The organism is Aeromicrobium sp. WCS2018Hpa-31 (genome assembly GCF_031843905.1).
Classification (GTDB): Bacteria; Actinomycetota; Actinomycetes; order Propionibacteriales; family Nocardioidaceae; genus Aeromicrobium.
In genome coordinates this window covers 21,950-48,391 of record NZ_JAVTJF010000003.1, presented here as the reverse complement: position 1 = coordinate 48,391, position 26,442 = coordinate 21,950, and the positions used below count along the sequence as shown (strand labels likewise).

Genomic DNA, 26,442 nt, shown 5'->3' with positions numbered 1-26,442 from the left:
CGTGCTGACGCACTCAGGTCGACGGGATACTTCCCTTCGATGTGCACGAGTTTACCGACTGCCGCGAAACGTCGCAGCGCGAGCGGACGTGACGTCAGTCGCGGTCGTTGGCCTTGCGCCGCACGGTCCGACGCTTCTCGTCGTCGACGGCCTCCTCGTACGCGGTGACGAGTGCCTGCACCGTCAAGGGCTTGAACCGCTCGATCATCGCGGTCATCAGCTCGGGCGGCTGGCCCGACGCCACCAGCTGGGGCCACACGGACGTGCGGAACAGCTCGGTCAGCTCGATCGCGAGCGCGCGCCCGTGCTCGGTGACCATGCGCCGCGCGGCGAGCGCGGCGTCGACCGGCAGGCCTGCGTCGAGGAAACCCATGCCGACGGCCAGGTGGGCCGGCGCGAGGCGGAACACGTCCTCGGTCGGGGTGGGCTCGACCACGCCGATGGCCACCAGGACCTCGAGGTCGTCGTCGCTCAGCTGGCGTCCGGCGCGCTTCTCGAGCATCGTCCGGTCGAGCGTCTCGGGCATCTCGGGCGTCCAGGGCGCGAGCAGCGTGCGGTGCAGCGCCACCTGCTCGGGCGTCGCGTCGGCCGGGATCTGCTCGAGGTAGCCCTCGATCGCCGCCAGCGTGAAGCCGTGCGCCTGCAGCTCCTTGACGAGCTCGAGGCGGGCCAGGTGGTCGGGGCCGTAGTAGCCGTTGCGACCTTCCCGGCGCGGCGGCGGGATCAGACCGCGCCCGGCGTAGAACCGGACCGTGCGGACCGTCATGTCGACGCGCGTGGCGAGCTGCTCCACGCTCATCGTCTCCGTTGCCTGAGGACTCACCCGGCAGAGCGTAGTACCCGGCATGCGAGATCGACGGATGCGAATGAGGCGTTCGTTCCACTACGGTCCCTGACATGGACAAGCTCTCGGGGAAGAACTCGGCACTGCTCATGGTGGTCGTCCTGGTGCTGGGAGGTGTGCTCTGGGCGACCGGGCTCACCGACAAGATCACCGGGGCGACGAAGGGATCGTCGTCCGAGTCGTCCTCGGGCGCGGACCGTCCGTACGACGCGATCGAGATGCGCGTCCGGAACGTGGCCGACAGCGGCACGTTCACCGCCACGGTCGTCACCACGTCCCGCTACGCGGACAAGGGGCTCGAGGCGTACGGCGACGGCCGCGTCACGGTGCGGCTCTACGGGGTCGACACACCGGGCGCCAGCTACCGCCAGGAGTGCTACGCCGAGGAGGCCAAGGAGTCCCTCGAGAAGCGACTCTCGGAGTCCTCGCAGCGCATCTGGGTCAAGCCCGGTCGTGACGACCGCCGGGGTCGCGCCCTGGCCTGGGTGTGGACGAAGGACGGCGAGCTCCTGCAGGAGAGCCAGCTGGCCGACGGTGCCGCGACCCTGCGTGACGACGCCACCTTCGCGCCGTACGAGAAGCAGGTCACGGCAGCCGAGGACAAGGCCGAGAAGGCGAAGACCGGACTGTGGGGCGCGTGCGGGTCCTGAGCGCGGTCCTCGCGCTGCTCCTCCTCGCGGGGTGCAGCGACCCGGAGCCGACCCCGCCGACGCAGGAGCAGCGCGCCGACGCCGAGGCCAAGGTCGAGGAGCTGGCGCCGGACGCCTGGGGCCTCGGCGCGCCGATCGCCGAGGCACGTCAGGACATCTGCCAGGAGGGGCAGCAGAGCTCCAAGGTGAGTGAGGTCGACTCGGCCTGCACGCTGGGCCGGTCCTGGATCGTGCCTGCTGCCGCGTCCCGCTCCGACGTCGCCGGGGCGATCGACGACCTGAGTGACCGCCTCGCCGACGCCGGCTGTGAGAGCGCCATGCGCGGCGGTCTCGACGTGGCCGCGCGCTACTGGCGGGAGGGCGTGCAGTCGGAGCCGGGGTCGCTCCCGGGGTCGAGCTTCCGCTGCGGGTCGCGCGGCGTCGACGTCTCGACCGTGAGCCCAGAGCAGCCGGGGCCGAGGTCGATCGTCTCCGTGGGTGACCTGACCGGCGGCACCGTGGGGGAGAAGGACACGGACGACTTCGGGGCCGACGTGCGCCGTGAGGTCGAGGCCAGTGGGCAGGCGCTCCTGTGGCAGATCACGGTCACGCAGACCTACGCCGTGCGACGCTGAGTGCAGCGTGACCCGCGTCACGATCCGGCAGGCCCCTAGCAACTCTGACAGTTGTGGTGTCACAATCGGCACCGAAGGTTCTACACGAAGGACACTGAGGACACTGACATGACCGAGGCATTCATCTACGACGCGATCCGCACCCCGCGCGGACGCGGCAAGAAGACCGGCTCCCTGCACGAGGTCAAGCCGATCTCGCTGCTCAACGGGCTGCTCGACGAGATCCAGACCCGCAACCCCGACCTCGACGCCAACCAGGTCGACGACGTCGTCCTCGGCGTCGTCTCGCCCGTGGGCGACCAGGGCGCCGACATCTCCCGCACCGCCGTGCTCGCGGCCGGCTTCGGCGAGCAGGTCGCCGGCGTCCAGCTGAACCGCTTCTGCGGCTCCGGCCTCGAGTCGGTGAACCAGGCCTCGGCCCGGGTCAAGTCCGGCTGGGAGGACCTCATCGTCGCCGGCGGCGTCGAGTCCATGAGCCGCGTGCCCATGGCCTCCGACGGCGGCGCCTGGGCGATGGACCCCCGGACCGCGCTCGACACCGACTTCGTGCCCCAGGGCATCGGCGCCGACCTCATCGCGACCCTCGAGGGCTTCAGCCGCGACGACGTGGACCAGTTCGCCGCCGAGTCGCAGGCGCGCGCCGCCAAGGCGATCGCCAACGGCTACTTCGCGAACTCCGTCATCCCCGTCAAGGACGTCAACGGCATGACGATCCTCGACCACGACGAGTTCGTGCGCGAGGGAACGACGGCCGAGTCCCTCGCGGGCCTCAAGCCGTCGTTCAAGGACCTCGGCGACTTCGCCGGGTTCGACGCGGTCGCGCTCGAGAAGTACACGACCGTCGAGAAGATCAACCACGTCCACCACGCCGGCAACAGCTCCGGCATCGTCGACGGTGCCTCCCTCGTGCTGATCGGCAACGAGAACGCCGGCCAGCGTCACGGGCTCACGCCCCGGGCCCGCATCGTCTCGACCGCCGTCATCGGCTCCGAGCCGACGATCATGCTGACGGGCCCCGGCCCCGCCTGCCGCAAGGCGCTCGACAAGGCCGGCCTGTCCATCGAGGACATCGACCTGATCGAGATCAACGAGGCCTTCGCCGCCGTCGCCATGAAGCTCATGCGCGACCTCGGCGACTACCCGCACGAGCAGACCAACGTCAACGGCGGCGCCATCGCGATGGGCCACCCGCTCGGCGCCACCGGCGCGATGATCCTCGGCACGCTCGTCGACGAGCTGCACCGCCGCGAGAAGCGCTACGGCATGGCCACGCTGTGCATCGGCGGCGGCATGGGCATCGCCACCATCGTCGAGCGCATCTGACCCCCCAGGAGAAGAAGACCATGACTGAAGCAGTGCGTTACGAGGTCGAGGGCGGCATCGTCAACCTCATCCTCGACGACCCCAGCCAGAACGCCAACACCATGAACGACGCCTACGCGTCGTCCATGGCCAAGGCCGTCGACCGCCTGGTCGACGAGATCGCGGCCGACGCCGACAGCATCAAGGGCGTCATCATCTCCTCGGCGAAGAAGACCTTCTTCGCCGGTGGCGACCTCAAGCTCATGACGCAGGCCACCCCGGCCGACGCTCAGAAGCTGTTCGACAACGTGGAGGGCATCAAGGCCACGCTCCGCAAGCTCGAGACCTCCGGCAAGCCCGTCGTCGCCGCCATCAACGGCGCCGCGCTCGGCGGTGGCCTGGAGATCGCGCTCGCGGCGCACCACCGCATCGCGGCCGACGTCCGGCTCGAGGTCGGTCTGCCCGAGGTGACCCTCGGCCTGCTGCCCGGCGGCGGAGGCGTGACCCGCACCGTGCGCATGTTCGGCCTGCAGGACGCGCTCATGAACATCCTGCTCCAGGGTCCGCGCATGCAGCCGGCCAAGGCCAAGGAGATCGGCCTGATCGACGAGATCGTCCCCGCCGACGAGCTGCTCTCCGCAGCGAAGGCGTGGATCGAGTCGGTCCAGGGCGACGCCGACGCGGCCACGCAGCCGTGGGACCGCCAGGGCTACCGCATGCCCGGTGGGACCCCGTCGAACCCGAAGCTGGCCGCCAACCTGCCCGCGTTCCCGGCCATGCTGCGCAAGCAGACCAAGGGCGCTCCCTACAAGGCGCCGCGCAACATCCTCGCGGCTGCCGTCGAGGGTGCGCAGGTCGACTTCGAGACCGCGAGCCGCATCGAGTCCCGCTACCTGGTGGAGCTCCTCGTCGGCCAGCAGTTCAAGAACATGACGCAGGCGTTCTTCTTCGACCTCGGCTCGATCAACGCCGGTGGCTCGCGTCCGGCGGGCGTGGAGCCGAAGAAGTTCACCAAGGTCGCCGTCATCGGCGCCGGCATGATGGGCGCGGGCATCGCCTACGTCTCGGCGCAGGCGGGCATGGAGGTCGTGCTCAAGGACGTCTCGCGCGAGGCGGCCGAGAAGGGCAAGGCCTACAGCGAGAAGCTGCTGGCCAAGAAGCTCGAGCGCGGTCGCACCACGCAGGAGAAGGTCGACGCCTTCCTCGCGCGCATCACGCCCACCGACGACTACGCCGACCTGGAGGGCTGCGACCTCGTCGTCGAGGCCGTCTTCGAGTCGGTCAAGCTCAAGCACGAGGTCTTCGCCGAGATCGAGAAGGTCGTCAAGCCCGACGCCCTGCTCGGCTCGAACACGTCGACGCTGCCCATCACCGGCCTGGCCGAGGGTGTGGAGCGCTCGAAGGACTTCATCGGCATCCACTTCTTCTCCCCGGTCGACAAGATGCCGCTCGTGGAGATCATCGCCGGTGAGCAGACCGACGACGCCGCGATCGCCGGTGCGCTGGACTACGTGCAGCAGATCCGCAAGACGCCGATCGTCGTCAACGACAGCCGCGGCTTCTTCACCAGCCGCGTCATCGGCACCTTCGTCAACGAGGGCATCGGCATGCTGTCCGAGGGCGTCGACCCGGTCTCCATCGAGCGGGCCACCACCATCGCGGGCTTCCCCGCGCCGGTGCTCCAGCTCAGCGACGAGCTCAACCTCGAGCTGATGACGAAGATCCGCAACGAGTCCAAGGCGGCCGTCGAGGCCGAGGGCGGCACGTGGGTCTCCGACCCGGGCGAGCAGATCATCGACACGATGATCGAGCTGGGCCGGCCGGGACGCCTCAAGGGTGCGGGCTTCTACGACTACGAGGACGGCAAGCGCGTCGGCCTCTGGTCGGGCCTGCGGGAGCAGTTCCCGACGGCCGACACGCAGCCCGACTTCGAGGACCTCAAGGAGCGTCTGACGTTCCGCATGAGCCTCGAGACGATCAAGTGCCTCGAGGAGGGCGTGCTGCGCACGGTGCCCGACGCGAACATCGGCTCCATCTTCGGCATCGGCTTCCCGGCCCTGCAGGGTGGCGCGATCCAGTACGTGAACGGCTACGAGGCCGCCGACGGCTCGATCGGCGTCGAGGCGTTCACGCGTCGCGCGCAGGAGCTGGCCGCCACCTACGGCGACCGCTTCGAGCCCCCGGCGCTGCTGCTGGAGAAGGCGAAGAACGGCGAGAAGTTCGCCTGACCACACCTCGACGAGGCCCCCACGACCCTGCGGTCGTGGGGGCCTCGTCATGAGGTGACGATCCGGTGTAGGACTTGCGTCACGTAGCCACTTCCGCTGAAGTGGCCCGATGGACGTCACCGGGATCGAACAGGCCATCGACGGATTCTTCGCCCCCGTGGCGGACTTCGTCTCCGGGATCATCTTCTTCGAGCTGACGATCGGCGGGGTCGCGTTCCCGCTCATCGTGTTCTGGCTCGTGGCGGGCGCACTGGTCTTCACCATCGCCTTCCGCGGCCCGCAGACGTGGGGCGTGGGACACGCGATCGAGCTGGTGCGCGGCAAGTTCGGCAGCAAGGACGACCCGGGCGAGGTCTCGCACTTCCAGGCGCTCGCGTCGGCGGTGTCCGGCACGGTGGGTCTGGGCAACATCGCCGGTGTCGCCGTCGCGGTGACCCTGGGTGGTGCAGGTGCGACCTTCTGGATGATCGTCGCGGGCCTGCTCGGCATGGCCACCAAGTTCGTGGAGTGCACGCTCGGCGTGAAGTACCGCGTGGAGCACGAGGACGGCACCGTCAGCGGTGGTCCCTTCCGCTACCTGCCCATCGCGTTCGAGCGGTTCGGTGCGGCGGCGGCCACGGTCCTGACCGGCATCTTCGCCGTCGCGATCTTCTTCTTCGGTGCGGTCGGCGGCAACATGTTCCAGGCCAACCAGACGTACGCCCAGGCCAAGAACGTGACCGGCGGCGACGACGGCTTCCTCGGCTCCGACGGTGCGGCGCTCGCGTTCGGCATCGTCCTCGCCCTGCTCGTGGGCCTCGTGATCATCGGCGGCATCAAGTCCATCGGCCGGGTCACCGAGAAGCTGGTGCCCGCCATGGCCATCGTCTACGTCACCGCCTGCCTCGTGGTGATCGGCGCGAACATCACCAACCTGCCCGACGCGTTCGGCCAGATCATCACCGGTGCGTTCTCGCCCGAGGGCGTGACCGGCGGTGTCGTCGGCGTCCTGATCATCGGCTTCCAGCGCGCGGCGTTCTCGAACGAGGCCGGCGTCGGCTCGGCGCCCATCGCCCACTCGGCGGTCAAGACGAGCCGTCCGGCGAGCGAGGGCTTCGTGGCGCTGCTGGAGCCGTTCATCGACACCGTGATCATCTGCACCATGACCGCGCTCGTCATCGTCATCGCCGAGCCGCAGAGCTGGCTCGACGGCAAGGCCGCGGTGGCCGCCGGTGAGTCACCCAACCCCGACGGCGTGGTGCTCACCTCGGACGCGTTCGAGACGGTCGTCCCGTGGTTCCCGTACGTGCTGGCGATCGCGGTGGCGCTGTTCGCCTTCTCGACGCTCATCACGTGGGCCTACTACACGCAGAAGGCCTGGACGCACCTGTTCGGCCGCTCGCAGTTCACCGAGCGCCTCTTCCAGGTGATCTTCTGCGTGTTCACCGTGTTCGGCTCCGTCGTCACGCTCAGCGACGTGATCACGCTCGCCGACTCGATGCTGTTCCTCTGTGCACTCGTCAACATCTTCGGCCTCTACCTGCTCCTGCCGGTGGTGCGCCGGGAGGTGCGCGAGTACTGGGCGGACAAGAAGGCCGACCGGCTGGTGCGCGCGGACTCCTGAGTCGAGGCGTCCCCGAGTCCCGGCACACCATCGCCCGCCGTCGGCGGGCGGGCGATGGTCTTCCGGAGCGGGGCTGAGACGTGACGACCCTCACCTCGCGTGTGAAGATGAGGCTTGCCTAAGTTAGTGTGTCCTTCGGAATCGTCCCGAAAGGACTCCCGATGACCCTGCGCTCCCGCATCGTCCTGGCCGCCGCGGCCGCCCTCGTGCTCGCCGGCTGCGGCATGACCACCGAGAGCGGGGAGGCGTCGGGCGAGAACGCCTGGACCTACACCTCCGGCGACGGCAAGACCTACACCGCGGAGAAGATGCCCGAGCGGATCATCGCGCAGGGAGAGGCCGCCGCCGCGCTCATCGCGCACGGCATCGAGCCCGTCGGCATTTTCATCAACCAGCCCCTCGAGGACACCAAGGCCCTGAAGGGCGTCGACGTGTCGGGCATCCCGATCCTGGGCGAGACCTGGGGCCAGATCGACGCCGAGAAGGCCGCGCAGCTGAAGCCCGACCTCATCGTCACCACCTACTGGAGCACCGAGAAGGCGTACGGCGGCTTCGAGGAGGGCGTCGAGGAGGACAGCAAGAAGGTCGCCAAGCTGGCCCAGGTCGTCGGACCCACCGCGGACCAGTCGGTCGAGGAGATGCTCGACGGCTTCGAGGAGCTCTCCGAGTCCTTGGGCGCCGACCTCGACTCCGAGCAGATCGCCACCGACAAGGCCACGTTCGAGGCGGCGCGCGACCGGTTCAAGGACACCGTGGCGAAGGCCGAGGGCCTGTCCGTCCTCGGCGTCTCGCCCGCCGACGACCTGCTCTACGTCGCGGTGCCGAAGCACTCCGCCGAGCTGGCCGACTTCAGCCGCTACGGGCTCGACATCACCGTGCCGGACTCCCCGGACCCAGACTTCCCGTACTGGGAGAACCTGTCGTGGGAGAACGCCGACAAGTACCAGCCCGACCTCATCCTCATGGACGACCGCACCTACGACCAGGCCATGAAGATCGTCGCGAAGCAGCCCACGTGGACGAAGATCAAGGCCGCCGAGGCCGGGGCGGTCACCCCGTGGCCCGCCTTCTGGATCAGCACGTACCGCGCCTACGCCGAGCAGCTCGACATCCTCAGCGACGTGGTCGAGAAGGCCGACCCGGACTTCACGTGAGCACCACGCTCCAGCGCTCGACGTCCACCGAGGCGCCCGCGCCCCGGCACCGGTCGGCGGCGGGCCTCGGCGTGGGCGTGCTCGTGCTCCTCGGCGTGCTCGCGGTCGTCACGTTCGTCAGCATCACCATCGGTGCACGCGGCGTGGGTCTGGGCACGATCTGGACGGCGTTCACCGACTACGACCGGGCGTCGGCCGAGCAGACGGTCATCCGGGAGCTGCGGGTGCCACGCACCCTCCTCGGCCTGCTCGTCGGGGCGGCCCTCGGTCTGGCGGGTGCGCTGCTGCAGGGCGTCACGCGCAACCCCCTCGCCGACCCCGGGATCATGGGCATCAACATGGGTGCGGCCACCGGCATCGTCGTGGCCGTCATGGTCCTCGACGGCATCAGCCAGTCCGCGTCGGTGTGGGTGGGCTTCGCGGGGGCCGGCATCGCCACCGTGGTGGTCTACGGCGTCGCGTCGTTCGGCCGTGAGGGAGCCACGCCGGTGAAGCTCGCGCTCTCCGGCGCCGCCGTGAGCGCCGCGCTCTACTCCGTCACCACCGGCATCACCATGACCGACGTCGGCGCGCTCAACGAGCTGCGCTTCTGGCAGGTCGGCTCGCTCAGCGGCCGCTACCTGCCGGTGCTCGAGCAGACCTACCCGTTCCTGGTGGCCGGCATCGTCGTGGCGATGCTGCTGGGTCGTGCCCTCAACGGGCTGGCGCTCGGCGACGACCTGGCCGTGGCCCTCGGCCAGCGGGTGCGCCTGACGCGGGTGGTCATCTTCGTCACGGTCGCCCTGTTGGGCGGCGCCGCCACCGCGGCCTGCGGACCGATCGTGTTCGTCGGGCTGATCGTCCCGCACGTGGCCCGGGCGATCTGCGGACCCGACTACCGTTGGATCCTGCCCTACACCCTGCTGCTGAGCCCGGTGATCCTGCTGTCGGCCGACGTGCTCGGACGGGTGCTGGTGAGCCCCAGCGAGCTCCAGGTCGGCGTGGTGCTCGGGGTGCTCGGTGCGCCCGCGTTCATCGCGCTCGTCCGCTACAAGAACCTGGCCCAGCTGTGAGCGCCGCGACCACGCCCCTGCGCGACGCGGTCCGCGCGCAGCGCCGCGGCCACCGAGCCCGGACGACTGCCATCACCGCAGGTCTCGCGGCGTTGGCGTTCGCGCTGTTCGTGGCGACCATGATGATCGGCACCTTCCGGCTCACCGCCTGGGAGGTGGTCGGGAGCGTCTTCCGGCTCACGGACGACCCGAGCGTCGACTTCATCGTGCTCGACCTGCGCCTGCCCACGGCCGCCACGGCGGTGGGCGTGGGCCTCGCGCTCGGCGTCGCGGGCCTCGTCTTCCAGCGGCTGCTCGCCAACCCGCTGGCCTCGCCCGACTTCGTGGGCATCTCCGGTGGCGCCAGCCTGTTCGCCGTCTCGACGATCCTGTTCTCCACGTGGGGTGCGGTCGCGACGTCGGGCATGGCACTGCTCGGGGCCGTGCTCGCCGCAATCGCGGTGTACCTGCTGGCCTGGCGCGACGGCATCACCGGCTACCGGTTCATCCTCATCGGCATCGGCCTGTCCGAGCTGTTCGTGGCGCTCACCGGCTACGTGATCGCGAAGGCCGAGCTGAGCGACGCGCGCGAGGCGATGACCTGGCTCGTGGGCTCGGTCGGCTCGGCCGGCCCGTTCGAGCTGCGCGCGCTGCTGATCGGCGTCGCGGTGCTGCTGCCGGTCGTGCTCGTGCTGTCGCGGCGGCTCGGCGCGCTCGAGCTCGGCGACGACGCGGCGTCGGCGCTCGGCGTGAGCGTGGAGCGATCGCGGCTCGTCCTCCTCGCGCTGTCGGTCGTGCTCGTGGCGCTCGCCACCGCCGCGGCCGGCCCCGTCGCCTTCGTGGCGCTCATCTCCGGACCGATCGCGATCCGGCTCGTCGGCAACGCCGCCAGCCTGCCGGCGGCCGCCTTCGTCGGTGCCGTCATCGTGCTCCTGGCCGACCTCGTCGCGCAGCACGCCCTGCCCGTCGCCCTGCCCACCGGGGTGATCACCGGCGCCGTCGGCGCCCCCTACCTCATCTGGCTGCTCGCCACCGTCAACCGGGAAGGACGCGGAGGATGACCACCACCAGCACCGGCCGCACCCATGGCCCCCGCACCCATGACCTCCGGGCTCAGGACCTCACGCTCGGGTACGCCGAGACCGACGTCGTGTCCCACCTGGACGTGGAGATCCCGCCCGGCCGGATCACCGTCATCGTCGGCGCCAACGCCTGCGGCAAGTCGACGCTGCTGCGAGGCCTCGCCCGGCTCCTCAAGCCGCGCCACGGGACCGTCCTGCTCGACGGGACGTCGGTGCACGAGCAGCGCTCCACCGACGTCGCCCGCATCGTCGGCCTGCTGCCACAGACGCCGGTCGCGCCCGACGGCATCACGGTGGCCGACCTGGTGGGTCGTGGCCGCTACCCGCACCAGGGATGGTTCCGCCGCTGGAGCCCGGAGGACGACGCAGCCGTCGCCGAGGCGCTGGAGGCCACCGGCACCGCCGACCTCGCCGACCGCCCGATCACGGGGCTGTCGGGCGGCCAGCGCCAGCGCGTCTGGGTGGCCATGGCACTCGCGCAGGACACCGACCTGCTGCTCCTCGACGAGCCCACCACCTACCTCGACATCAACCACCAGGTGGAGCTGCTGGACCTGCTCACCGACCTCAACCGCGAGCACGGCAAGACCATCGCCATGGTGCTGCACGACCTCAACCTCGCGTTCCGCTACGCCGACCACATCATCGCCATGAAGCACGGCGAGATCGTCGTGGAGGGCAGCCCGTCCGACGTCATCGACGCGGCCGTGGTGGAGGACGTGTTCGGGCTCGCCTGCCAGGTGGTCCCCGACCCCGTGAGCGGCACGCCGCTCGTCGTGCCGCGCAGCCGTCACCACGTCGGCGGGCTCACGTCCGAGGCGGAGTCGCCGGCCGCCGTCTGAGTCGGTCGACGTTCGTCCAGGGCTCATGGCACGTTCACGACCGCGCCCTAGCGTGCGAGGCATGGCCGGACTACGCGAACGCCTCGCCCGTCGGATCTGGACGCCACCGCCCCCACCGAAGCCGCCGCGCGACCCCGAGCTGGTCGAGCTCGACCGGTTGCGCGACGCGTGGAAGGACGGGTCCGTGCGTGACGACCGGATCAACGAGCACCTCGCGCTCGTGCTCGACAAGTCCGGCGTCCCCGGCGGGCGCGTGCTCGAGATCGGCGGCCGAGGGCACCCGCGTCACCGGGTGTTCGACGCCGACCGCTTCGAGTACCTCAACCTCGACCTCGCCGAGACCGGACCGGGCGTCATCATCGGCGACATCACGCACTGCCCCGAGATCCCCGACGCGTCGTTCGACGTGGTGCTCAGCGTCGACGTCTTCGAGCACATCGACCGGCCGTGGCGCGCGGGCGAGGAGATCGTGCGGATCCTCAGGCCCGGGGGCCTCGTCTACACCTCGACGTTGTTCAGCTGGCGCTACCACCCGTGCCCGATCGACTACTGGCGCTACACGCCCGAGGCTCTCGCGTTCCTGATGCGCGGCACCGACACGATCGACCAGGGCTTCGACGCGACCGAGCGACGTCGCGACGTGCGCAAGAAGGCGGCAGAGGACCCCCTGCCGTTCGACGCGCTGGGCGGCTGGCGAGAGAACGTACGCGTCTTCCACGCCGGCGTGAAGCCGGCCTAGGCCTTCCCGGCCGCCTGGTCGCGCCCCAGGCGCGAGTGGCTGCGTCCGTAGACGAAGTAGAGGACGACGCCCAGCACCATCCACACGAGGAACCGCAGCCAGGTCTCGACCGACAGGTTCACCATGAGCCAGATGCACGCGGCGATCGCGAGGATCGGCACCAGCGGGACGCCGGGCACCCGGAAGGAGCGGTCGAGGTCGGGCCGGGTGCGGCGCAGCACGATGACGCCCGCCGAGACCACCACGAACGCGAACAGCGTGCCGATGCTCACGAGCTTGCTCAGCTCCGACAGCGGGACGAAGCCGGCCAGCACGGCCACGAAAGCACCGGTGATGATCGTGATCTTGTAGGGGGTGCCGAAGCGCGGGTGCACCTTGGCGAGGCCCTGGGGCAGGAGGCCGTCGCGCGACATGGCGAACAGCACGCGGGCCTGGCCGAGCATGAGCACCAGCACCACGGTCGTGAGCCCGGCCACCGCGCCGACGGAGATGATCTTGCTCGCCCACTCCAGGCCGTTGGCCGAGAACGCCTCGGCGAGCGGGGCGGCGGTGTTCATCCGGTCGTCGCTGTACTTGAGCATGCCGGTGACGACGAAGGCGACGGCCGCGTAGAGCACGGTGACGATCGCGAGGGAGCCGAGGATGCCGCGCGGCATGTCGCGCTGCGGGTTGCGGGTCTCCTCGGCCGACGTCGCCACGATGTCGAAGCCGATGAACGCGAAGAACACCACGGAGGCGGCGGCGATGATGCCGTAGATGCCGAACACGGTCGGCTCGACGCCGAAGATCGTCTGCAGGAGCGTGGAGTCCAGCCCCGACTCGCCCGAGCTGGGCTTCGACGGCGGCACGAACGGCGTGAGGTTGGAGGCCTTGATGAAGAACAGGCCGGCGACGACCACGAACAGCACCACGGCGACCTTCACCACGACCAGCACGCTCGTGAACCGACCCGAGAGCTTGGTGCCGAACACGCCCAGCGCGGTGAGGGCCACGACGATGGCGATGGCACCGAAGTCGGGACGGGCCGCGTCACCGGCGAGCCACGTCGGCAGGTCGAGGAGCGACTGGAGGTAGGCCGACCAGCCGCGGGCCACGACCGCCGCGCCCAGCGCCAGCTCGAGCACGAGGTCCCACCCGATGATCCAGGCGATCAGCTCGCCCAGCGTCGCGTAGGAGAACGTGTACGCGCTTCCCGCGACGGGCACGGTGGAGGCGAACTCGGCGTAGCAGACCGCGGCGAGCGCGCAGGCGATTCCGGCGAGGACGAAGGAGATGACGATCGCGGGACCGGCACTCCGGTAGGCCTCCTGGCCGGTCAGCACGAAGATGCCGGTGCCGATCATGACCCCGACGCCGAAGACCGTGAGGTCCCAGGCGGAGAGGTCCTTCCTCAGCCGGTGGTCGGGCTCGTCGGTCTCGGCGATGGACCGCTCGACGGACTTGGTGCGGAAGAGGCTCACCGGGTGATCCTGCACCCGACGATTGCAGCGCGCAACCGTACCGGTGGGTCAGGCGGTCCTCGCCGCGTCTAGCTGCTCCGCGGCCTTGGCGATGTTGCGCTGCATGGAGCCGAAGATGATGCCGTGGAAGGGCAGGATCGCCCACCAGTAGGCGTGCCCGAGCAGACCGCGGGGATGGAAGAGCGCGCGGTGGTGGAACGTCGTGGTCCCGCCCTCGGTCGAGCCCACCTGCAGCTCCAGCCAGGCCAGCCCCGGCACCCTCATCTCCGCCCGCAGGCGCAGGAAGGAGTGGTCGTCGGTGGCCTCCACCCGCCAGAAGTCGAGGGCGTCTCCGACCACGAGCTCCTTGTCGTTGCGTCGACCACGACGCAGCCCGGGCCCGCCGACGAGCCGGTCCAGGATGCCGCGCACCCACCACGCGAGCGCCCAGGAGTACCAGCCGTTGCGTCCGCCGATGCCCTCGATGACCGTCCAGAGCGACTGCGGGGACGCGTCGACCTCGCGCGTGCGCTCGTCCTTGTACAGGGAACCGCCCGCCCAGTCCGGGTCCGACGGCAACGGCTCCGACGGTGCGCCGGCGGTCGCCGCCGACGACCAGCGGGTGGGGACGTCGAGGTTCTGGATCTTGGTGAGCGCGAGCTCGACGGCACGGTCGAAGCCGATGAGACCCTCGGGAGGGTCGGGCACGTACTGCTCGACGTCCTTCTCGCTCGCGACGACGGTGTTCTTGAGCGACTCGACGAGCGGACGCGCGATGCTCGCGGGCACGGGCGTGATGATGCCGACCCAGTGGCTCGACAGACCGGGAGACAGCACGGGCACCGGCAGCACACGACGCTTCGGCAGCCCGGCGACCGCGGCGTAGCGCTGCATCATCTCGAAGTAGGTCAGGACGTCCGGACCACCGATGTCGAAGGCCCGGTTCACGTCCGACGGCATCGCGGCACTGCCCACCAGGTACCGCAGCACGTCGCGGATGGCGATGGGCTGGATGCGGGTGTGCACCCACTTCGGCGTGACCATGACGGGCAGCCGCTCGGTGAGGTAGCGGAGCATCTCGAACGACGCCGATCCCGAGCCGATGACGATGCCCGCCTGGAGCACGGTGGTCGGCACGCCCGAGGCCAGCAGGACCTCGCCGACGCGCTTGCGGGAGGCGAGGTGCTCGGAGAGCTGCTCGCCCTCGGGGTCCATGCCGCCGAGGTAGACGATGCGGCTCACGCCGGCCTGCTGGGCGGCACCGGCGAACGACTCGGCGATCCGGCGCTCGGTCTCGGCGAAGTCGTCACCCGACCCGATCGAGTGCAGCAGGTAGTACAGGACGTCGACCCCGTCCATCGCGGCACGCACGTCGTCGTCGGACGTCGCGTCGCCCTGCACGATCTCGACCCGCGGCGCCCAGTCGTGGGCCTGGGCCTTCTCGGGGCTGCGCACGAGCACGCGCACGTCGTGGCCCGCCTCGAGCAGCTCGGGGACGAGGCGGCCGCCGACGTAGCCGGTGGCACCGGTGACCAGGGAGAGCGTCATGTCTCCATCGTCGGGGACCCCGCGCGCCGGGGCATCCCGAGTGGGTCGAGGTCACACCGGCGTACCCGGTGGTGTCAGCCGGCCCGGTGCAGCTGCTCGACGTCGTCGTAGGCGAACCGGTTGGGGAACTCCAGCGGCGTGGTGGGCCGCCCGGAGGGCTCGGCGCGCTCGGGGTGCTCGACGTCGGCGCTGCACACCCGGTTGCCGCAGTCGTTGCGGCGCACGAGCCGGTCGCCCACGACCGACCCGAGGTAGTGACCGCGCGCGTCGACGACGTCGGTGCCCTCCCAGGGCATCCAGCCGATCCAGCGTCCGGCCGTGTCGAACACGTGCTCGTCGTCCCAGGCGCGTCGGAACGCGATGACGTCTCCGTCGAGGTCGTACAGGTACACGCTCATGTGGTCAGGCTCCCGAGATGGTGCTGGTCTTTCCCCCCTTGACGGTAGGACGACCGAATGATGACGCGGTGAGAACGCACCAAGATGATCCCGATGGACTAGTCAGTCCTGGCCAGCGCACGCTCGACGGCCGTCTCGACGTGGATCCGGGTGGTCGCGAAGACCGGCACCGGACTGTCGTCGGCCGAGACGAGCAGCTCGATCTCGGTGCAGCCGAGGACGATCCCCTCCGCGCCGTCGGCCACCAGTCGGCCGATCACGTCGGCGTACGCGGCACGTGAGGTCTCGCTGACGATCCCGCGCACGAGCTCGGCGTAGATCACCCGGTGCACGGTGGCCCGGTCGGCGGCGCCGGGCACCAGGACCTCGATGTCGTGCCGGGCGAGGCGCTCGCGGTAGAAGTCCTGCTCCATCGTGAAGGCGGTGCCGAGCAGGCCGACCCGGCCCAGTCCGGCGTGCCGCACCCGTTCGGCGGCCGCGTCGGCAATGTGCAGCACGGGCACCGTCACGGAGGCCTCGACGACGTCGACGACCTTGTGCATGGTGTTGGTGCAGAGCAGCAGCAGCTCTGCACCCGCCTGCTCCAGCCGCTGCGCTCGGTCGGCGAGGAGCGCGCCGGCCTCCTCCCAGCGGTTCGCGGACTGGAGCGCCTCGACGTCGGCGAAGTCGAGCGAGTCGAGCAGGACGCGGGCGGAGTGCACACCCCCGAGCCGCTCGCGGACGAGCACGTTGGCGAGCCGGTAGTACTCCGCCGTCGACTCCCAGCTCATCCCGCCGAGCATCCCGATCGTGCGCATCGCGGCCTCGTTCCCGGGGCTCCCGCCCCTGTTGCAGGATGGTCCCATGAGTGATGCGTCCGCGACCGAACAGCACCGTCAGGTGGGCCTGGAACGACTCGACCGCGGCCGCTACCGCGTCACCAACGCCCGGGGCGGGGAGATGGTGATCGGCGACGGCTCCGGCGACGACTTCACGCCCGTCGAGCTGCTGCTGGCCGCGATCGCGGGCTGCACGGCCATCGACGTCGACCTCATCACCACCAAGCGGACCGAGCCGGAGCGGTTCGCGGTGACGGCCTCGGGCGAGAAGATCCGCGACGACGACGGCAACCGGATGGACGACCTGCAGGTGCGCTTCGACGTGGCGTTCGGCGAGGACGAGGAGGGGGCGAAGGCGACCGGCCGGCTCGCCGACGCGATCGCCAAGTCCCACGACCGACTCTGCACGGTGAGCCGCACGGTCGAGCTGGGCACGCCCGTCGACACGCAGTAGGTCAGCGCAGGCCGTACCAGGTGGCGGCGGCAGCGGCGGCGAACAGCAGCAGCGCGGCCGGCACCACCACCCACGTCGGCCAGCCCGGCCGACGACGCGGGCGGTGCCCCGCCGTCACCCGCTCCAGCTCGACGGCGAGCGCCTCGGCCGACGCGTGCCGGTGGTCCGGGTCGCGTGACAGGGCGCGGTCCAGGACGGCGTCGAGCCGCGACAGCAACGGGGAGGCCGCCGCGCCGCGGGTCCGGGCGAGACCACGGGGCCGTTCGCCATCGGAGCGTCGCAGGACGGCGGCGGCGTCGGGCACGTCGAAGGGGAGCGCACCCGTGACGAGGACGAAGGTCACGACCGCGAGCGCGTACACGTCGGTGCGGGCGTCGATGCGTCCGCCCGACGCCTGCTCCGGCGCCATGTACGCCGGCGTCCCGGTGGTCACGGTGAACCCGGTGGCCTCCGCCAGCCGCTTCACGCTGCCGAGGTCGGCCACGAGCACGCGGCCGTCGTCGGCGACCAGGAGGTTGCCCGGCTTCACGTCCCGGTGCACCACACCCGCCGCGTGCAGCACGTGCACCGCCCGGCACCCCTCGACGGCCAGGCGCACCGCCTCGGCCGGCGCGAGCGACCCGTCGGCCACCGCGTCGAGCGACCCGCCCCCGGCGAAGTCCATGACGAAGTAGGGCCGGTCGGTCCCGTCGAACGTCTCGGTGCCGATGTCGTGCACCCGCACGACGCGGGAGCTCTCGAGCCGCCGCAGCAGACGCGCCTCGGCCAGGAAGCGCTCGCGCACGTCGGCGTGGTGGGCCCAGTTCTCCGCCAGCACCTTCACGGCCACCGGTACCTCGAGCTCGGTGTCGTAGCCCCGCCACACCGTGGCGAACGCGCCCGACCCCTGGACCGCGTCGAGCCGGTACCTCCCGATCTGCCTCATCACGGGACAGTATGGTCGCTGGCGTGGCCCCCGGCGGTGAGCCCGGCGGGGGTGCCGGCCCGTGGGCGGCAGACGAGCCCGGCGGGGGTGCCGGGCCGTGGGCGGCAGACAAGCAAGGGGGATCCATGGAGGACGACCAGCTGCTCGAGCTCGTCGCGCGGGCCCAGGCCGGCGACGCCGACGCCATGGAGGACCTGCTCGCGCACCTGCGTCCGCTCGTGCTCCGGCGCTGCTCGAAGTTCCTGCCGTACTCCGGCGACGCCGAGGAGGCCGCGCAGGAGGCGCTCCTGGTGGTGGCGCAGAAGCTCCACACCTTCGCCGGCCGCGGCTCGTTCGTCGGGTGGGTCACCGTCGTCGCGTCCAACACGGCGCGCCAGGCCTACCGGTCCATGCGGCGTCGCTTCGACGAGGGCTCCACCGACCTCGTGCCCGACGCGGCCGACCCCCGCACGACGAGCGTCATCGCAGGCACGCGGCTCGACCTGCTCGAGGCCCTGGAGCACCTGGAGCGCGAGCACCCGTCCGCCGTCGAGGCGTTCGTGCTGCGCGACCTCGGGACGCTCCCGTACGACGAGGTCGCCGCCCTCACCGACGCGCCGCTCGGCACGGTCAAGGCACGCATCCACACCGCCCGCCGCTACCTGCGCGAGCGGCTCGGCCAGGACCCACCGCCCGGTCCGGACAACCTTTCGGGCCCGGACGGCATCTGATGGTGCAGATCCCCTCACCGAAGGACGCACGCTCATGATGCAGACCAGGCTGGCGCTCTCGCTGCTCGCCGGAGCCGTGGCCCTCGGCGTGGCCACCGGTGCCGTGGCCGCTGTCGTCGGGGGAGAGGACGCCGCCCCGAGCGACTCGCCACGCGCCTCGTCGTCCCCATCCCCCTCGTCGTCGCCGTCCAAGGAGAAGGACGACGAGCCGGCCGCATCGGCCCCGGCCCCCTCCGGCGGTGGCGACCAGGACGCGCCCGAGGCCGAACCCGACCTGCTCGCGCCGTCGGCCCTGCTCATCACTCCCGGTGCGGTCGGTCCGGTGCAGGTGGGGATGACGAAGGCGCAGGCGCTGGCGACCGGGTACTTCGATGCGGACGTCCAGGCCCCGGTCGACGGCTGCCCCGCGCGCCCCCTCACGTGGCGCGACGAGTACGCGAACACCTTCGACGTGCTGACGTCGCAGGCCGGTGACGTGGTGTCGATCGGGATCCGCCAACCAGGTCCGCGCACCCGCTCCGGCTACGGCGTCGGCTCCACGTGGGGCAGCCTGAAGGCCGTGGCACCCGAGCCGCAGGAAGCCGGGTACGGGCAGACCGGGGCGTACGTGCAGGAGAGCGGCGACGGCAGCTGGATCGGGTTCCTCCTCGACACCCCGCCCGACCAGCTCACCGACGACGACGTCGTCACCTTCGTCGAGGTGACGCGGGGCGACCGTCCCGGTCTGATGCGCGACGGCTGCTGAGGACCGCGCCCCTCAGAGACGCTTCGCGGGGTCGTGCGGGCCCTTCGGCTCCACCCAGAAGTCGAGCGCCAGGTCCTCCTCGCGACCGCCGTTCAGGTAGATCGACAGGTCGGTGACGCCCTCGGCCTCGAGGACCTCGTCGTCGATGAAGAAGTTCCCCGTGCACTCCCGGCTGGGTCGCGTGAGGATCGCGTGGGCGGCGTCGGCCATGATCGCCGGCGTGCGGGAGCTGGTCTCCAGCCCGGCGCCCACCACGTTGCGCACCGCGGCGGTGTCGATCGCCGTGCGCGGCCACAACGAGTTGCACGCGACGCCGTCCTCCCTCAGCTCCTCGGACAGGCCCAGGGTCACGAGGCTCATGGCGTACTTGGCGATCGCGTAGGCGGTGAACGTGCCGAACCACTTCGGGTCGAGGCTGATCGGCGGGCTGAGCGTGAGCACGTGGGGGTTCGCCGACGCACGCAGGTGCGGGATGCACAGCTTGGACAGCAGGAACGAGCCGCGCGCGTTGATCTGCGTCATGAGGTCGTACTTCTTCATCGAGATGTCCTCGGTGCGGGACAGGTCGATCGCGCTGGCGTTGTTGACGACCAGGTCGATGCCGCCGAACGTCTCCACGGCCCGGGCCACGGCGTCCTCGACGAACGCGTCGTCGCGGATGTCACCCACGAGCGGAAGCGCACGTCCGCCGGCCTCCTCGATGGCGGCGGCAGCGGTGTGGATCGTCCCGGGCAGCTTGGGGTGCGGCTCGGACGTCTTCGCGAGCAGCACCACGTTCGCACCGTCGCGGGCGGCGCGCACCGCGATGGCCTCCCCGATGCCTCGGCTGCCTCCGGACATGATCATCGTCGTTCCGGCCAGGCTCATCGGGGGTCCTCTCGTCGTGGACGTGCGTCCTCGCTATCGTGCTGGGGACGGCAAGAACAGTCAAGGTTGATTGTTTCTCTGGAGGTGGCGGCACCGATGGCGCAGGACGTACCGGCCTGGTTCACGGCCGCCCTGGCGGAGCGGCCCGAGCACGCCACGGTCGACGTCGACGGCGTGCGCATCACCTACCGGGCGTGGGGCCCGGTCGACGAGCCCGTCACGGTGCTCGTGCACGGCGGCGCCGCGCACGCGGGCTGGTGGGACCACGTCGGGCCGCTGCTCGACGGACGCGTCGTCGCGCTGGACCTGAGCGGGCACGGGGACAGCGACCACCGCGACGTCTACGCGCTCGAGACCTGGGCGGCCGAGGTCATGGCCGTCGCGCGGGCGCAGGGCAGCACCCGTCCGCCCGCCGTCGTCGGCCACAGCATGGGCGGATTCGTGGCCCTCACCACCGCCCGGGACCACGGCGCCGCACTGGCCGGGGCCGTCGCGATCGACTCGCCGGTCCGCGAGATGTCGAGCGAGGCGCGAGCGTGGATCGCCTCGCACGGCGTCATCCCCGCGCCGAAGCTCCACCCCGATCGTGAGGCGATCCTCGCCCGGTTCCGCACGCTCCCGGCCGACGACGCCACGCTCGACTTCGTGCACCGCCACATCGCCGAGGGGTCCGTGCGCGAGGTCCCGGCGTCCGACGGGGAGCCCGGGGGATGGCGCTGGAAGTTCGACCCCCGCATCTTCCTGCGGTCGCGCATGGAGCCCGAGGAGCTCGCCGAGGCGGCCTGCCCGGTGGCGCTCCTGCGCGGAGATCGCGGCATGGCCACGTCGGACATCACCGACGCCGTCGCCGAACGGCTCGGCGGGCACGTGCCGGTGACGGTCGTGCGAGACTCCGGGCACCACGTGATGCTCGACCAGCCGCTGGCGCTCACCGCCGCCGTGCAGGCCATCATCGGAGAATGGAGACGCCCGTGACGAGCGACCCGACCAGCACAGAGCTGCTGCTCGACACCACCGAAGGCATCCTCTCGATCACCTTCAACCGGCCCGACGTCATGAACGCGCTCGACGGCGCCATGCTCGAGCGGGCCGCCGAGGCCGTCGAGACCACCGACGCCCGCGTCGTCGTCGTGACCGGCGCGGGCCGTGCCTTCAGTGCCGGCGCGGACCTGCGTCGGCTCGAGCGGGGCGGCACGCACGAGAACGGCAACCGGCTCGTGCGCGCACTCGTCTCGACGGACCGCCCGGTCGTGGCCGCGGTGAACGGCCCCGCCGCTGGCATCGCGATGTCGGTCGCGCTGGCCGCCGACGTGACCGTCGCCCACGAGTCGGCCTACTTCCTGCAGGCGTTCGTCAACATCGGCCTCATGCCCGACGGCGGGGCGACCGAGCTGCTCGCCGCATCGGTGGGCCGGGCCCGGGCCAACCGCCTCTCGCTGCTGGGCGAGCGGCTCCCGGCCGCCGAGGCCGCGCAGATGGGACTCATCGACCGGTGCTGCGGCGACGACTACGCCGAGCAGGTGGCCGAGCTGGTCGCGAAGCTGGCCAACGGCCCCACGGCCGCGTACGCCGCCACCAAGCAGGCCATCACCGCCAACACGCTGCGCCACCTCGACGAGACGCTGGACCGCGAGCTCCGTCTGCAGCGGGAGCTCGCCGACACGGCGGACTCGAAGGAAGGCATCCAGGCGTTCCTGGACAAGCGCGCCGCCGGGTTCGTGGGCCGATGAGCGAGAGCCGGATCGAGGCCCTCGAGGCGCTCCTGGACGAGCGCTGGAGCTGCCGCGGATACACCGACGAACCGGTCGAGGCGGCCACCATCGAGCGGCTGCTGACCGCCGCGCAGCGCACCCCGTCGTGGTGCAACACCCAGCCGTGGCACGTGGTGGTGACCGCCGGAGGCGAGACCGAGCGGCTCAAGCAGGCGATGGCCGACGACGAGCGCTTCGGCCCCGACCTGACCTTCCCGGAGTCCTACGAGGGCGTGTACGCCGAGCGTCGGCGCGAGTCGGGCTGGCAGCTGTACGAGGCGGTCGGCGTGGTGAAGGGCGACCGGGCCGGGTCCGCCGCCCAGACGATGCGCAACTTCGAGTTCTTCGGCGCCCCGCACGTCGCGATCGTCACCACGACCCGCTCGCTCGGCGTGTACGGCGCGATCGACTGCGGCCTGTACGTGCAGTCGTTCCTGCTCGCGGCCCAGGCCCTCGGTCTCGGCGCCTGTGCCCAGGCGGCCCTGGCCATGCGCTCGGAGCTGCTGCGCGAGTGGTTCGACCTCGACGACGACCGTCAGGTGGTGTGTGGCATCTCCTTCGGCCACCCCGACCCCGACCACCCCACCGCCTCCTACCGCACCTCCCGCGCGTCGCTGGACGAGGCGGCCGAGCTGCGGCTCTGACCTCTCGTCCGGCTCGTCCGGCTCGTCCGGCTCGTCCGGCTCGGCGGGTGGGTCTGGTCCTGCGGCTGCTGCCTCGGTTGGGTCTCGTCCTGCGGCTGCGCTGGCTCGGCTGGGTCTCGTCCTGCGGCTGCGACTGCACGGCTGGTCTCGTCCTGCGGCTGCGACTGCCTCGGCTTCTCGTCGACCTGCGCTCCGAAAGGGCCTCGACCGGCGGTGGGGTGCGCGCTCGGCCTGGGTTCTCGGGCCGCGGGTGCGCCGATGGTGCGTTCGGGGCGTCCTGACCGTCTCGTTGCCTCGCCCCCGCGTCGGGTGGGGCCGTGAGAGGTAGGTGGCGCGCGTTATTCGCCGGGCGGAGGTAGGTAGCGCGCGGATACGGACCTCCAAACCGCGGGTCACCTACCTCTGCCGCGCAGATTCCGCGCGCTACCTACCTCTGACGCTCCGATTCCGCGCGCCACCTACCTCTCACCCGGCCGGGGCAGTGGGAGGTAGGTGACGCACCCAATCCGAGTCATTTCAGGTGCGTCACCTACCTCTGACGGCCCGGTTCGGTACGAGACCTACCTCTGACGGCCCGGTTCGGTGCGAGACCTACCTCTGAAGCCCCAGGACCAGCCCGCAGCACCGGGGCTCGGCCGAGCGGGAGCCCATCCGCCGGTCGAGGCTCTTTCGGAGACCGGGCCGAGACCGAGCCGAGGAAGCGCAGCCGCAGGTCCAGACCCAAGGGAGCAGCGCAGCCGCAGGTCCGGACCCAACGAAGAAGCGCAGCCGCAGGTCCCGACGCGAGGAAGCAGCGCAGCCGCAGGTCCGGACCCGACGAAGCAGCGCAGCCGCAGGTCCGAACCAGAGGAAGCAACGCAGCCGCAGGTCCAGCCCCAGGATCACCCCCGCAGCGCCCCCACGCCCAGCACCGCGGCGAGGCCGAGGGCGGAGCGGGGGTGGTAGGCCGCCGTCCAGAGTCCGCCGTGGGCGGCGCCGCGTGCCTCGTCCTGCCACGGCTCGGCCTCGGGGGGCAGGTCGGCGCGGAGGTCGTGGACCAGGAGCGCGGCCATCAGGGTGTTCGACGTGGCGGGGTCGAAGATCTCGACGCCGAAGCGGTGCGCGCCGGCGTAGGCCGCCGCGAGCGCCTTGTTCTTCACGACCGACCGCGTGCGGGTGGCTGGTGCCACGTTGAGCGACACCGTGGTGCCGGCGGCGCGAGCGGTCGTGGCACGCCAGCGCTGCAGCCGCTTGGCGAACGCGTAGTTGGGACCCTGCTGCGGGACGAGGGCGTCGCAGATGCCCGGGTCGGCGCCGGGCGGGTAGTTCCGCTGCAGGAGCCGTCCGCCGCTCGCCACGCGTGTGGCGTGGCGAGCCATGCGACCGAACCGGCCGGCGCGGTACGCCGCCTCCGACCTCGCCACGTCGTCGGCACCGACGGCGAACACGTCGGTGGGTGTGGCAAGGAAGGCCAGCGCGGTGTCGGGGCGCTCTCGCACCAGGTGGTCGGCGAGCGCGTCGGCGGCCATCGAGACCCGGACGTGCTGCCCGCCGTCGGCGTAGCAGTAGTTGCCCAGCACGACGCGGGACTCGAAGGAGCCCAGCCAGTGGGCCAGCGCGGGCAGCTCGCGCACCAGGTCCGCGCCGACGTCGCTCCCACCGTCGGGTCGACCGTGGGTCACGATCCGGCTGGGCACGTGCACGCGGCCCGCCCCGCCCGTCGCGACCTCGGCGATGCGGCCCTGCACGTCGGCGCGGGGCAGGTCGACGGCGGCCACCTCGGCACCCCACCGCTGCAGCGCGCGGTACGGACCCATCTCGGCCCCCGCCCCGAGCACGACGACGAGGTCGCCCTCGAGCCGCAGCCAGTCGGGGTTCGCCTGCACGGTGCGCACCGCGTCCGCGCACGACGGTGTGACCACACCACGGTCCAGCCAGTCGTCCAGCTGGCGAAGGAGGGCGTCGCCACCCAGCCTCTCGCCGCGGTAGGGCACGGTCAGCTCGGTCTCCGGCTCCGCCTCGCCCTGGACGGTGGTCGTGCTGAGCACCTGGTCCAGCGGCGTCACGGCCAGGGCCTCGTCGAGGGCGACGTCGTCGAACCGCATGGCCGCGTGCGCGCTGCGCAGACCCTCGGCCGCGATCGAGCGCGCAGCCGCCGCATCCCCGACGCCGGCCTCCACGGCCCGGCGGAAGTGCTGGAGGTACTGCCGCCGCCAGGCCGTCTCGTGCTCGACGGCGCGTGCACCGACCGGATCGGCGGGCCGCAGCGCATCGGCCAGGACCTCCCTCGCCGTGGCGGACGTGCTCTCGGACCGGAACTGCACTCCCTCGCGCGTGGTCATGACGACAGCCTAGGAACCCTGGGAGTGCAGGGGAAACCCGCGGCGGAAGGTAACTGGGAGTGACACACGATCTTGTTCACGACACGCCGACGTGAACACTTTCTTGGATCTGGACCCATCCACGGCCATCACGGTCCCGAACTACGTGCATGAGCCACTCGATCGCCACCCAGACCACGCGGGCCACCGCCCCGTGGTGGACCGGTGCCGTGTCGGGCCTGCTCGCTGCGGTCGCAGGCGTCGCAGCCGGATCGGGCGTCGCCACTCTGCTGGGCGTCCCGACGCCGATCGAGTCGGTCGGCAACCGGGTGATCGACCTGGTGCCCCGTCCGCTCAAGGAATTCGCCATCGAGCAGTTCGGGACGAACGACAAGCCCGTGCTCATCGGCGGCGTCGCCGTGACCCTCCTGGTCGCCGCGGCCGTCGCCGGCTGGTTGGGCCTGCGTCGGCCGCGGCTCGCCCTCGGCATCACGGCGCTGCTGGGGATCGTCGCGCTCCTCACCGCGGTCCTCGACCGCACCTCGACGGCCAACGTCGTCGTCACCGCCATCCCCTCCGCCGTCACCCTCGTCGTGAGCGTGTTCCTCCTGATGCGCTTCCTCAGCGCACTCGAGCTCGCGCCGAAGGTCGGTGACGAGACGCCCGCCGGCTTCGACCGTCGCGCCTTCCTGCAGGTCGTCCTGGCCGCCAGCGCCGTCATGGCGATCGGCGGAGGCGTCACCCGCTTCCTCGGCTCCAGCGCCGGTCGTGAGTCCCGCGCCTCGGTGAAGCTGCCGAAGGCAGCCGTCCCGGCCAGCGCGGTGCCGGCGGGTGCCCAGGTGGAGCTGAAGGGCATCAGCCCCTACGTGACGCCGAACAAGGACTTCTACCGCATCGACACCGCCCTGCGCGTGCCGCAGGTCGACGCGAGCACCTTCAACCTGCGCATCCACGGCATGGTCGACCAGGAGCTCAACCTCTCCTTCGAGGACCTGCTCAAGGAGCGCCTCGTCGAGCGCCGCATCACCCTGACCTGCGTCTCCAACGAGGTCGGCGGCCCCTACGTGGGCAACGCCGCCTGGCTGGGCATCCCCGTGGCCGAGCTCCTGGCCCGCGCCGGGGTCAAGGACGGCGCCGACGCCGTCAAGACCACCAGCGCCGACGACATGACCATCGGCACCCCGCTCGAGGCGCTCACCGACACCGACCGTGGTGCGCTGATCGCGGTCGGCATGAACGGCGAGCCGCTGCCGCTCGAGCACGGCTTCCCCGTCCGCATGGTCGTCCCCGGCCTCTACGGCTACGTCTCCGCCACGAAGTGGCTCGTCGACATCGAGGTCACGAAGTTCTCGGACTTCAAGGCCTACTGGTCGACCCGCGGCTACTCCGAGGAGGCGCCGATCAAGCTGTCGTCCCGCATCGACGTCCCCAAGGCCTTCCAGGCGCTGCCCCGCGACAACGTCCGCATCGGCGGCGTGGCCTGGGCGCAGACCGTGGGCATCGAGCGCGTCGAGGTCAAGATCGACGACGGCGACTGGCAGGACGTCGAGCTCGCGGACCGGGACGGCGTCGACACGTGGCGCCAGTGGTCCTGGACGTGGGAGGACGCCACCGAGGGGACCCACCAGGTGACCGTGCGTGCGACCGACGCCGACGGCACCACACAGACTTCCGACCGGGTGCCCATCGCACCGGACGGATCGACCGGCTGGCACAACGTCAGGTTCCGCGTCGAGTAGCAGGAAACACCCAAC

25 protein-coding genes are annotated in these 26,442 nt (G+C 71.1%); 17 read left to right on the top strand and 8 right to left on the bottom strand.

Translation table 11 applies throughout. The features are described from left to right. Positions 1-94: 94 nt before the first annotated feature. Positions 95-823 carry a MerR family transcriptional regulator gene (locus RQG84_RS04095; RefSeq protein WP_164468786.1) on the bottom strand — a complete coding sequence of 243 codons (729 nt, stop codon included), beginning with the start codon at positions 821-823 and terminating at the stop codon, positions 95-97. Positions 824-897: 74 nt separating this feature from the next. Between RQG84_RS04095 and RQG84_RS04090 the strand changes: the two genes are divergently transcribed. The 10 genes from RQG84_RS04090 (at position 898) to RQG84_RS04045 (ending at position 12,089) form a co-directional block, all read left to right on the top strand. Then, on the top strand, positions 898-1,494 hold the full coding sequence (locus RQG84_RS04090; RefSeq protein ID WP_311208976.1) for a thermonuclease family protein: 597 nt from the start codon (positions 898-900) through the stop codon (positions 1,492-1,494). Next, positions 1,482-2,108, top strand: coding sequence for a hypothetical protein (locus RQG84_RS04085; RefSeq protein WP_311208975.1), 627 nt, complete (start codon positions 1,482-1,484; stop codon positions 2,106-2,108). Before RQG84_RS04090 ends, RQG84_RS04085 begins: the two co-directional genes overlap by 13 nt. A gap of 108 nt (positions 2,109-2,216) precedes the next feature. Beyond that, positions 2,217-3,431 (top strand): acetyl-CoA C-acetyltransferase, encoded by a 1,215-nt coding sequence (locus RQG84_RS04080; protein ID WP_311208974.1) that lies wholly within the window; start codon positions 2,217-2,219, stop codon positions 3,429-3,431. 20 nt (positions 3,432-3,451) lie between these two features. Further along, entirely contained in the window at positions 3,452-5,638 is a 2,187-nt protein-coding gene (locus tag RQG84_RS04075; protein ID WP_311208973.1) for a 3-hydroxyacyl-CoA dehydrogenase NAD-binding domain-containing protein, read from the top strand. Between the two features lie 109 nt (positions 5,639-5,747). Then, positions 5,748-7,241 (top strand): alanine/glycine:cation symporter family protein, encoded by a 1,494-nt coding sequence (locus tag RQG84_RS04070; protein WP_311208972.1) that lies wholly within the window; start codon positions 5,748-5,750, stop codon positions 7,239-7,241. A gap of 161 nt (positions 7,242-7,402) precedes the next feature. Then, positions 7,403-8,395: an ABC transporter substrate-binding protein gene (locus RQG84_RS04065; RefSeq protein ID WP_311208971.1), complete on the top strand. Its 993-nt coding sequence runs from the start codon at positions 7,403-7,405 to the stop codon at positions 8,393-8,395. After that, positions 8,392-9,447, top strand: coding sequence for an iron ABC transporter permease (locus RQG84_RS04060; protein ID WP_056557018.1), 1,056 nt, complete (start codon positions 8,392-8,394; stop codon positions 9,445-9,447). Before RQG84_RS04065 ends, RQG84_RS04060 begins: the two co-directional genes overlap by 4 nt. Then, complete coding sequence (locus RQG84_RS04055) at positions 9,444-10,487, top strand: iron ABC transporter permease (RefSeq protein ID WP_311208970.1); 1,044 nt, start codon at positions 9,444-9,446, stop codon at positions 10,485-10,487. The genes RQG84_RS04060 and RQG84_RS04055 overlap by 4 nt, the downstream gene beginning before the upstream one ends. Next, positions 10,484-11,350 carry an ABC transporter ATP-binding protein gene (locus RQG84_RS04050; RefSeq protein WP_311208969.1) on the top strand — a complete coding sequence of 289 codons (867 nt, stop codon included), beginning with the start codon at positions 10,484-10,486 and terminating at the stop codon, positions 11,348-11,350. Before RQG84_RS04055 ends, RQG84_RS04050 begins: the two co-directional genes overlap by 4 nt. Positions 11,351-11,411: 61 nt before the next feature. Next, on the top strand, positions 11,412-12,089 hold the full coding sequence (locus RQG84_RS04045) for a class I SAM-dependent methyltransferase (protein WP_311208968.1): 678 nt from the start codon (positions 11,412-11,414) through the stop codon (positions 12,087-12,089). Here RQG84_RS04045 and RQG84_RS04040 read toward each other — a convergent pair. The 4 genes from RQG84_RS04040 to RQG84_RS04025 all read right to left on the bottom strand — a co-directional run bounded on the left by RQG84_RS04040 (position 12,086) and on the right by RQG84_RS04025 (position 16,271). Further along, a complete protein-coding gene (locus RQG84_RS04040; protein WP_311208967.1) occupies positions 12,086-13,549 on the bottom strand; it encodes an amino acid permease in 1,464 nt (487 codons plus the stop codon). The two genes, RQG84_RS04045 and RQG84_RS04040, sit on opposite strands and share 4 nt — an antisense overlap. Positions 13,550-13,597: 48 nt before the next feature. Beyond that, positions 13,598-15,076: an SDR family oxidoreductase gene (locus tag RQG84_RS04035; RefSeq protein ID WP_311208966.1), complete on the bottom strand. Its 1,479-nt coding sequence runs from the start codon at positions 15,074-15,076 to the stop codon at positions 13,598-13,600. 74 nt (positions 15,077-15,150) lie between these two features. Next, the gene (locus RQG84_RS04030; RefSeq protein ID WP_055962160.1) at positions 15,151-15,474 is read right to left on the bottom strand and encodes a 4-fold beta flower protein; all 324 of its coding nucleotides are present in this window, start codon (positions 15,472-15,474) and stop codon (positions 15,151-15,153) included. 98 nt (positions 15,475-15,572) lie between these two features. Then, positions 15,573-16,271: an aspartate/glutamate racemase family protein gene (locus RQG84_RS04025; RefSeq protein ID WP_311208965.1), complete on the bottom strand. Its 699-nt coding sequence runs from the start codon at positions 16,269-16,271 to the stop codon at positions 15,573-15,575. A 46-nt stretch (positions 16,272-16,317) separates the two neighbouring features. Between RQG84_RS04025 and RQG84_RS04020 the strand changes: the two genes are divergently transcribed. Next, on the top strand, positions 16,318-16,746 hold the full coding sequence (locus RQG84_RS04020) for an OsmC family protein (protein ID WP_311208964.1): 429 nt from the start codon (positions 16,318-16,320) through the stop codon (positions 16,744-16,746). Between the two features lies 1 nt (position 16,747). Here RQG84_RS04020 and RQG84_RS04015 read toward each other — a convergent pair whose 3' ends face one another. Beyond that, complete coding sequence (locus RQG84_RS04015; RefSeq protein ID WP_311208963.1) at positions 16,748-17,671, bottom strand: serine/threonine-protein kinase; 924 nt, start codon at positions 17,669-17,671, stop codon at positions 16,748-16,750. Between the two features lie 125 nt (positions 17,672-17,796). On the opposite strand from RQG84_RS04015, the gene RQG84_RS04010 reads away from it, so the two are divergent. Then, positions 17,797-18,381 (top strand): RNA polymerase sigma factor, encoded by a 585-nt coding sequence (locus RQG84_RS04010; RefSeq protein WP_311208962.1) that lies wholly within the window; start codon positions 17,797-17,799, stop codon positions 18,379-18,381. Positions 18,382-18,415: 34 nt separating this feature from the next. Then, entirely contained in the window at positions 18,416-19,126 is a 711-nt protein-coding gene (locus RQG84_RS04005) for a hypothetical protein (protein ID WP_311208961.1), read from the top strand. 12 nt (positions 19,127-19,138) lie between these two features. Here RQG84_RS04005 and RQG84_RS04000 read toward each other — a convergent pair whose 3' ends face one another. After that, a complete protein-coding gene (locus tag RQG84_RS04000; protein WP_311208960.1) occupies positions 19,139-19,993 on the bottom strand; it encodes an NAD(P)-dependent oxidoreductase in 855 nt (284 codons plus the stop codon). 96 nt (positions 19,994-20,089) lie between these two features. On the opposite strand from RQG84_RS04000, the gene RQG84_RS03995 reads away from it, so the two are divergent. From RQG84_RS03995 to RQG84_RS03985, 3 genes are read left to right on the top strand one after another with little or no spacing between them, the layout of a single operon-like run. After that, a complete protein-coding gene (locus RQG84_RS03995; RefSeq protein ID WP_311208959.1) occupies positions 20,090-20,968 on the top strand; it encodes an alpha/beta hydrolase in 879 nt (292 codons plus the stop codon). After that, on the top strand, positions 20,953-21,723 hold the full coding sequence (locus RQG84_RS03990) for an enoyl-CoA hydratase-related protein (RefSeq protein WP_311208958.1): 771 nt from the start codon (positions 20,953-20,955) through the stop codon (positions 21,721-21,723). Before RQG84_RS03995 ends, RQG84_RS03990 begins: the two co-directional genes overlap by 16 nt. Then, positions 21,720-22,388, top strand: a complete 669-nt coding sequence (locus tag RQG84_RS03985; RefSeq protein WP_311208957.1) for a nitroreductase — start codon at positions 21,720-21,722, stop codon at positions 22,386-22,388. Before RQG84_RS03990 ends, RQG84_RS03985 begins: the two co-directional genes overlap by 4 nt. A gap of 881 nt (positions 22,389-23,269) precedes the next feature. Here RQG84_RS03985 and RQG84_RS03980 read toward each other — a convergent pair. After that, positions 23,270-24,709 carry a hypothetical protein gene (locus RQG84_RS03980; RefSeq protein ID WP_311208956.1) on the bottom strand — a complete coding sequence of 480 codons (1,440 nt, stop codon included), beginning with the start codon at positions 24,707-24,709 and terminating at the stop codon, positions 23,270-23,272. Positions 24,710-24,858: 149 nt separating this feature from the next. On the opposite strand from RQG84_RS03980, the gene RQG84_RS03975 reads away from it, so the two are divergent. After that, positions 24,859-26,427, top strand: coding sequence for a molybdopterin-dependent oxidoreductase (locus tag RQG84_RS03975; protein ID WP_055962130.1), 1,569 nt, complete (start codon positions 24,859-24,861; stop codon positions 26,425-26,427). The last annotated feature ends 15 nt before the right edge of the window (positions 26,428-26,442 follow it).

What these genes read in the sequence shown, in the direction of transcription:
- RQG84_RS04090 (WP_311208976.1), top strand. Translation starts at nt 898, where the DNA reads ATGGACAAGCTCTCGGGGAAGAACTCGGCACTGCTCATGGTGGTCGTC.
- RQG84_RS04080 (WP_311208974.1), top strand. Translation starts at nt 2,217, where the DNA reads ATGACCGAGGCATTCATCTACGACGCGATCCGCACCCCGCGCGGACGC.
- RQG84_RS04075 (WP_311208973.1), top strand. Translation starts at nt 3,452, where the DNA reads ATGACTGAAGCAGTGCGTTACGAGGTCGAGGGCGGCATCGTCAACCTC.
- RQG84_RS04070 (WP_311208972.1), top strand. Translation starts at nt 5,748, where the DNA reads ATGGACGTCACCGGGATCGAACAGGCCATCGACGGATTCTTCGCCCCC.
- RQG84_RS04065 (WP_311208971.1), top strand. Translation starts at nt 7,403, where the DNA reads ATGACCCTGCGCTCCCGCATCGTCCTGGCCGCCGCGGCCGCCCTCGTG.
- RQG84_RS04050 (WP_311208969.1), top strand. Translation starts at nt 10,484, where the DNA reads ATGACCACCACCAGCACCGGCCGCACCCATGGCCCCCGCACCCATGAC.
- RQG84_RS04045 (WP_311208968.1), top strand. Translation starts at nt 11,412, where the DNA reads ATGGCCGGACTACGCGAACGCCTCGCCCGTCGGATCTGGACGCCACCG.
- RQG84_RS04035 (WP_311208966.1), bottom strand. Translation starts at nt 15,076, where the DNA reads ATGACGCTCTCCCTGGTCACCGGTGCCACCGGCTACGTCGGCGGCCGC.
- RQG84_RS04030 (WP_055962160.1), bottom strand. Translation starts at nt 15,474, where the DNA reads ATGAGCGTGTACCTGTACGACCTCGACGGAGACGTCATCGCGTTCCGA.
- RQG84_RS04025 (WP_311208965.1), bottom strand. Translation starts at nt 16,271, where the DNA reads ATGCGCACGATCGGGATGCTCGGCGGGATGAGCTGGGAGTCGACGGCG.
- RQG84_RS04020 (WP_311208964.1), top strand. Translation starts at nt 16,318, where the DNA reads ATGAGTGATGCGTCCGCGACCGAACAGCACCGTCAGGTGGGCCTGGAA.
- RQG84_RS04015 (WP_311208963.1), bottom strand. Translation starts at nt 17,671, where the DNA reads ATGAGGCAGATCGGGAGGTACCGGCTCGACGCGGTCCAGGGGTCGGGC.
- RQG84_RS04010 (WP_311208962.1), top strand. Translation starts at nt 17,797, where the DNA reads ATGGAGGACGACCAGCTGCTCGAGCTCGTCGCGCGGGCCCAGGCCGGC.
- RQG84_RS04005 (WP_311208961.1), top strand. Translation starts at nt 18,416, where the DNA reads ATGATGCAGACCAGGCTGGCGCTCTCGCTGCTCGCCGGAGCCGTGGCC.
- RQG84_RS04000 (WP_311208960.1), bottom strand. Translation starts at nt 19,993, where the DNA reads ATGAGCCTGGCCGGAACGACGATGATCATGTCCGGAGGCAGCCGAGGC.
- RQG84_RS03995 (WP_311208959.1), top strand. Translation starts at nt 20,090, where the DNA reads ATGGCGCAGGACGTACCGGCCTGGTTCACGGCCGCCCTGGCGGAGCGG.
- RQG84_RS03990 (WP_311208958.1), top strand. Translation starts at nt 20,953, where the DNA reads ATGGAGACGCCCGTGACGAGCGACCCGACCAGCACAGAGCTGCTGCTC.
- RQG84_RS03985 (WP_311208957.1), top strand. Translation starts at nt 21,720, where the DNA reads ATGAGCGAGAGCCGGATCGAGGCCCTCGAGGCGCTCCTGGACGAGCGC.
- RQG84_RS03980 (WP_311208956.1), bottom strand. Translation starts at nt 24,709, where the DNA reads ATGACCACGCGCGAGGGAGTGCAGTTCCGGTCCGAGAGCACGTCCGCC.
- RQG84_RS03975 (WP_055962130.1), top strand. Translation starts at nt 24,859, where the DNA reads ATGAGCCACTCGATCGCCACCCAGACCACGCGGGCCACCGCCCCGTGG.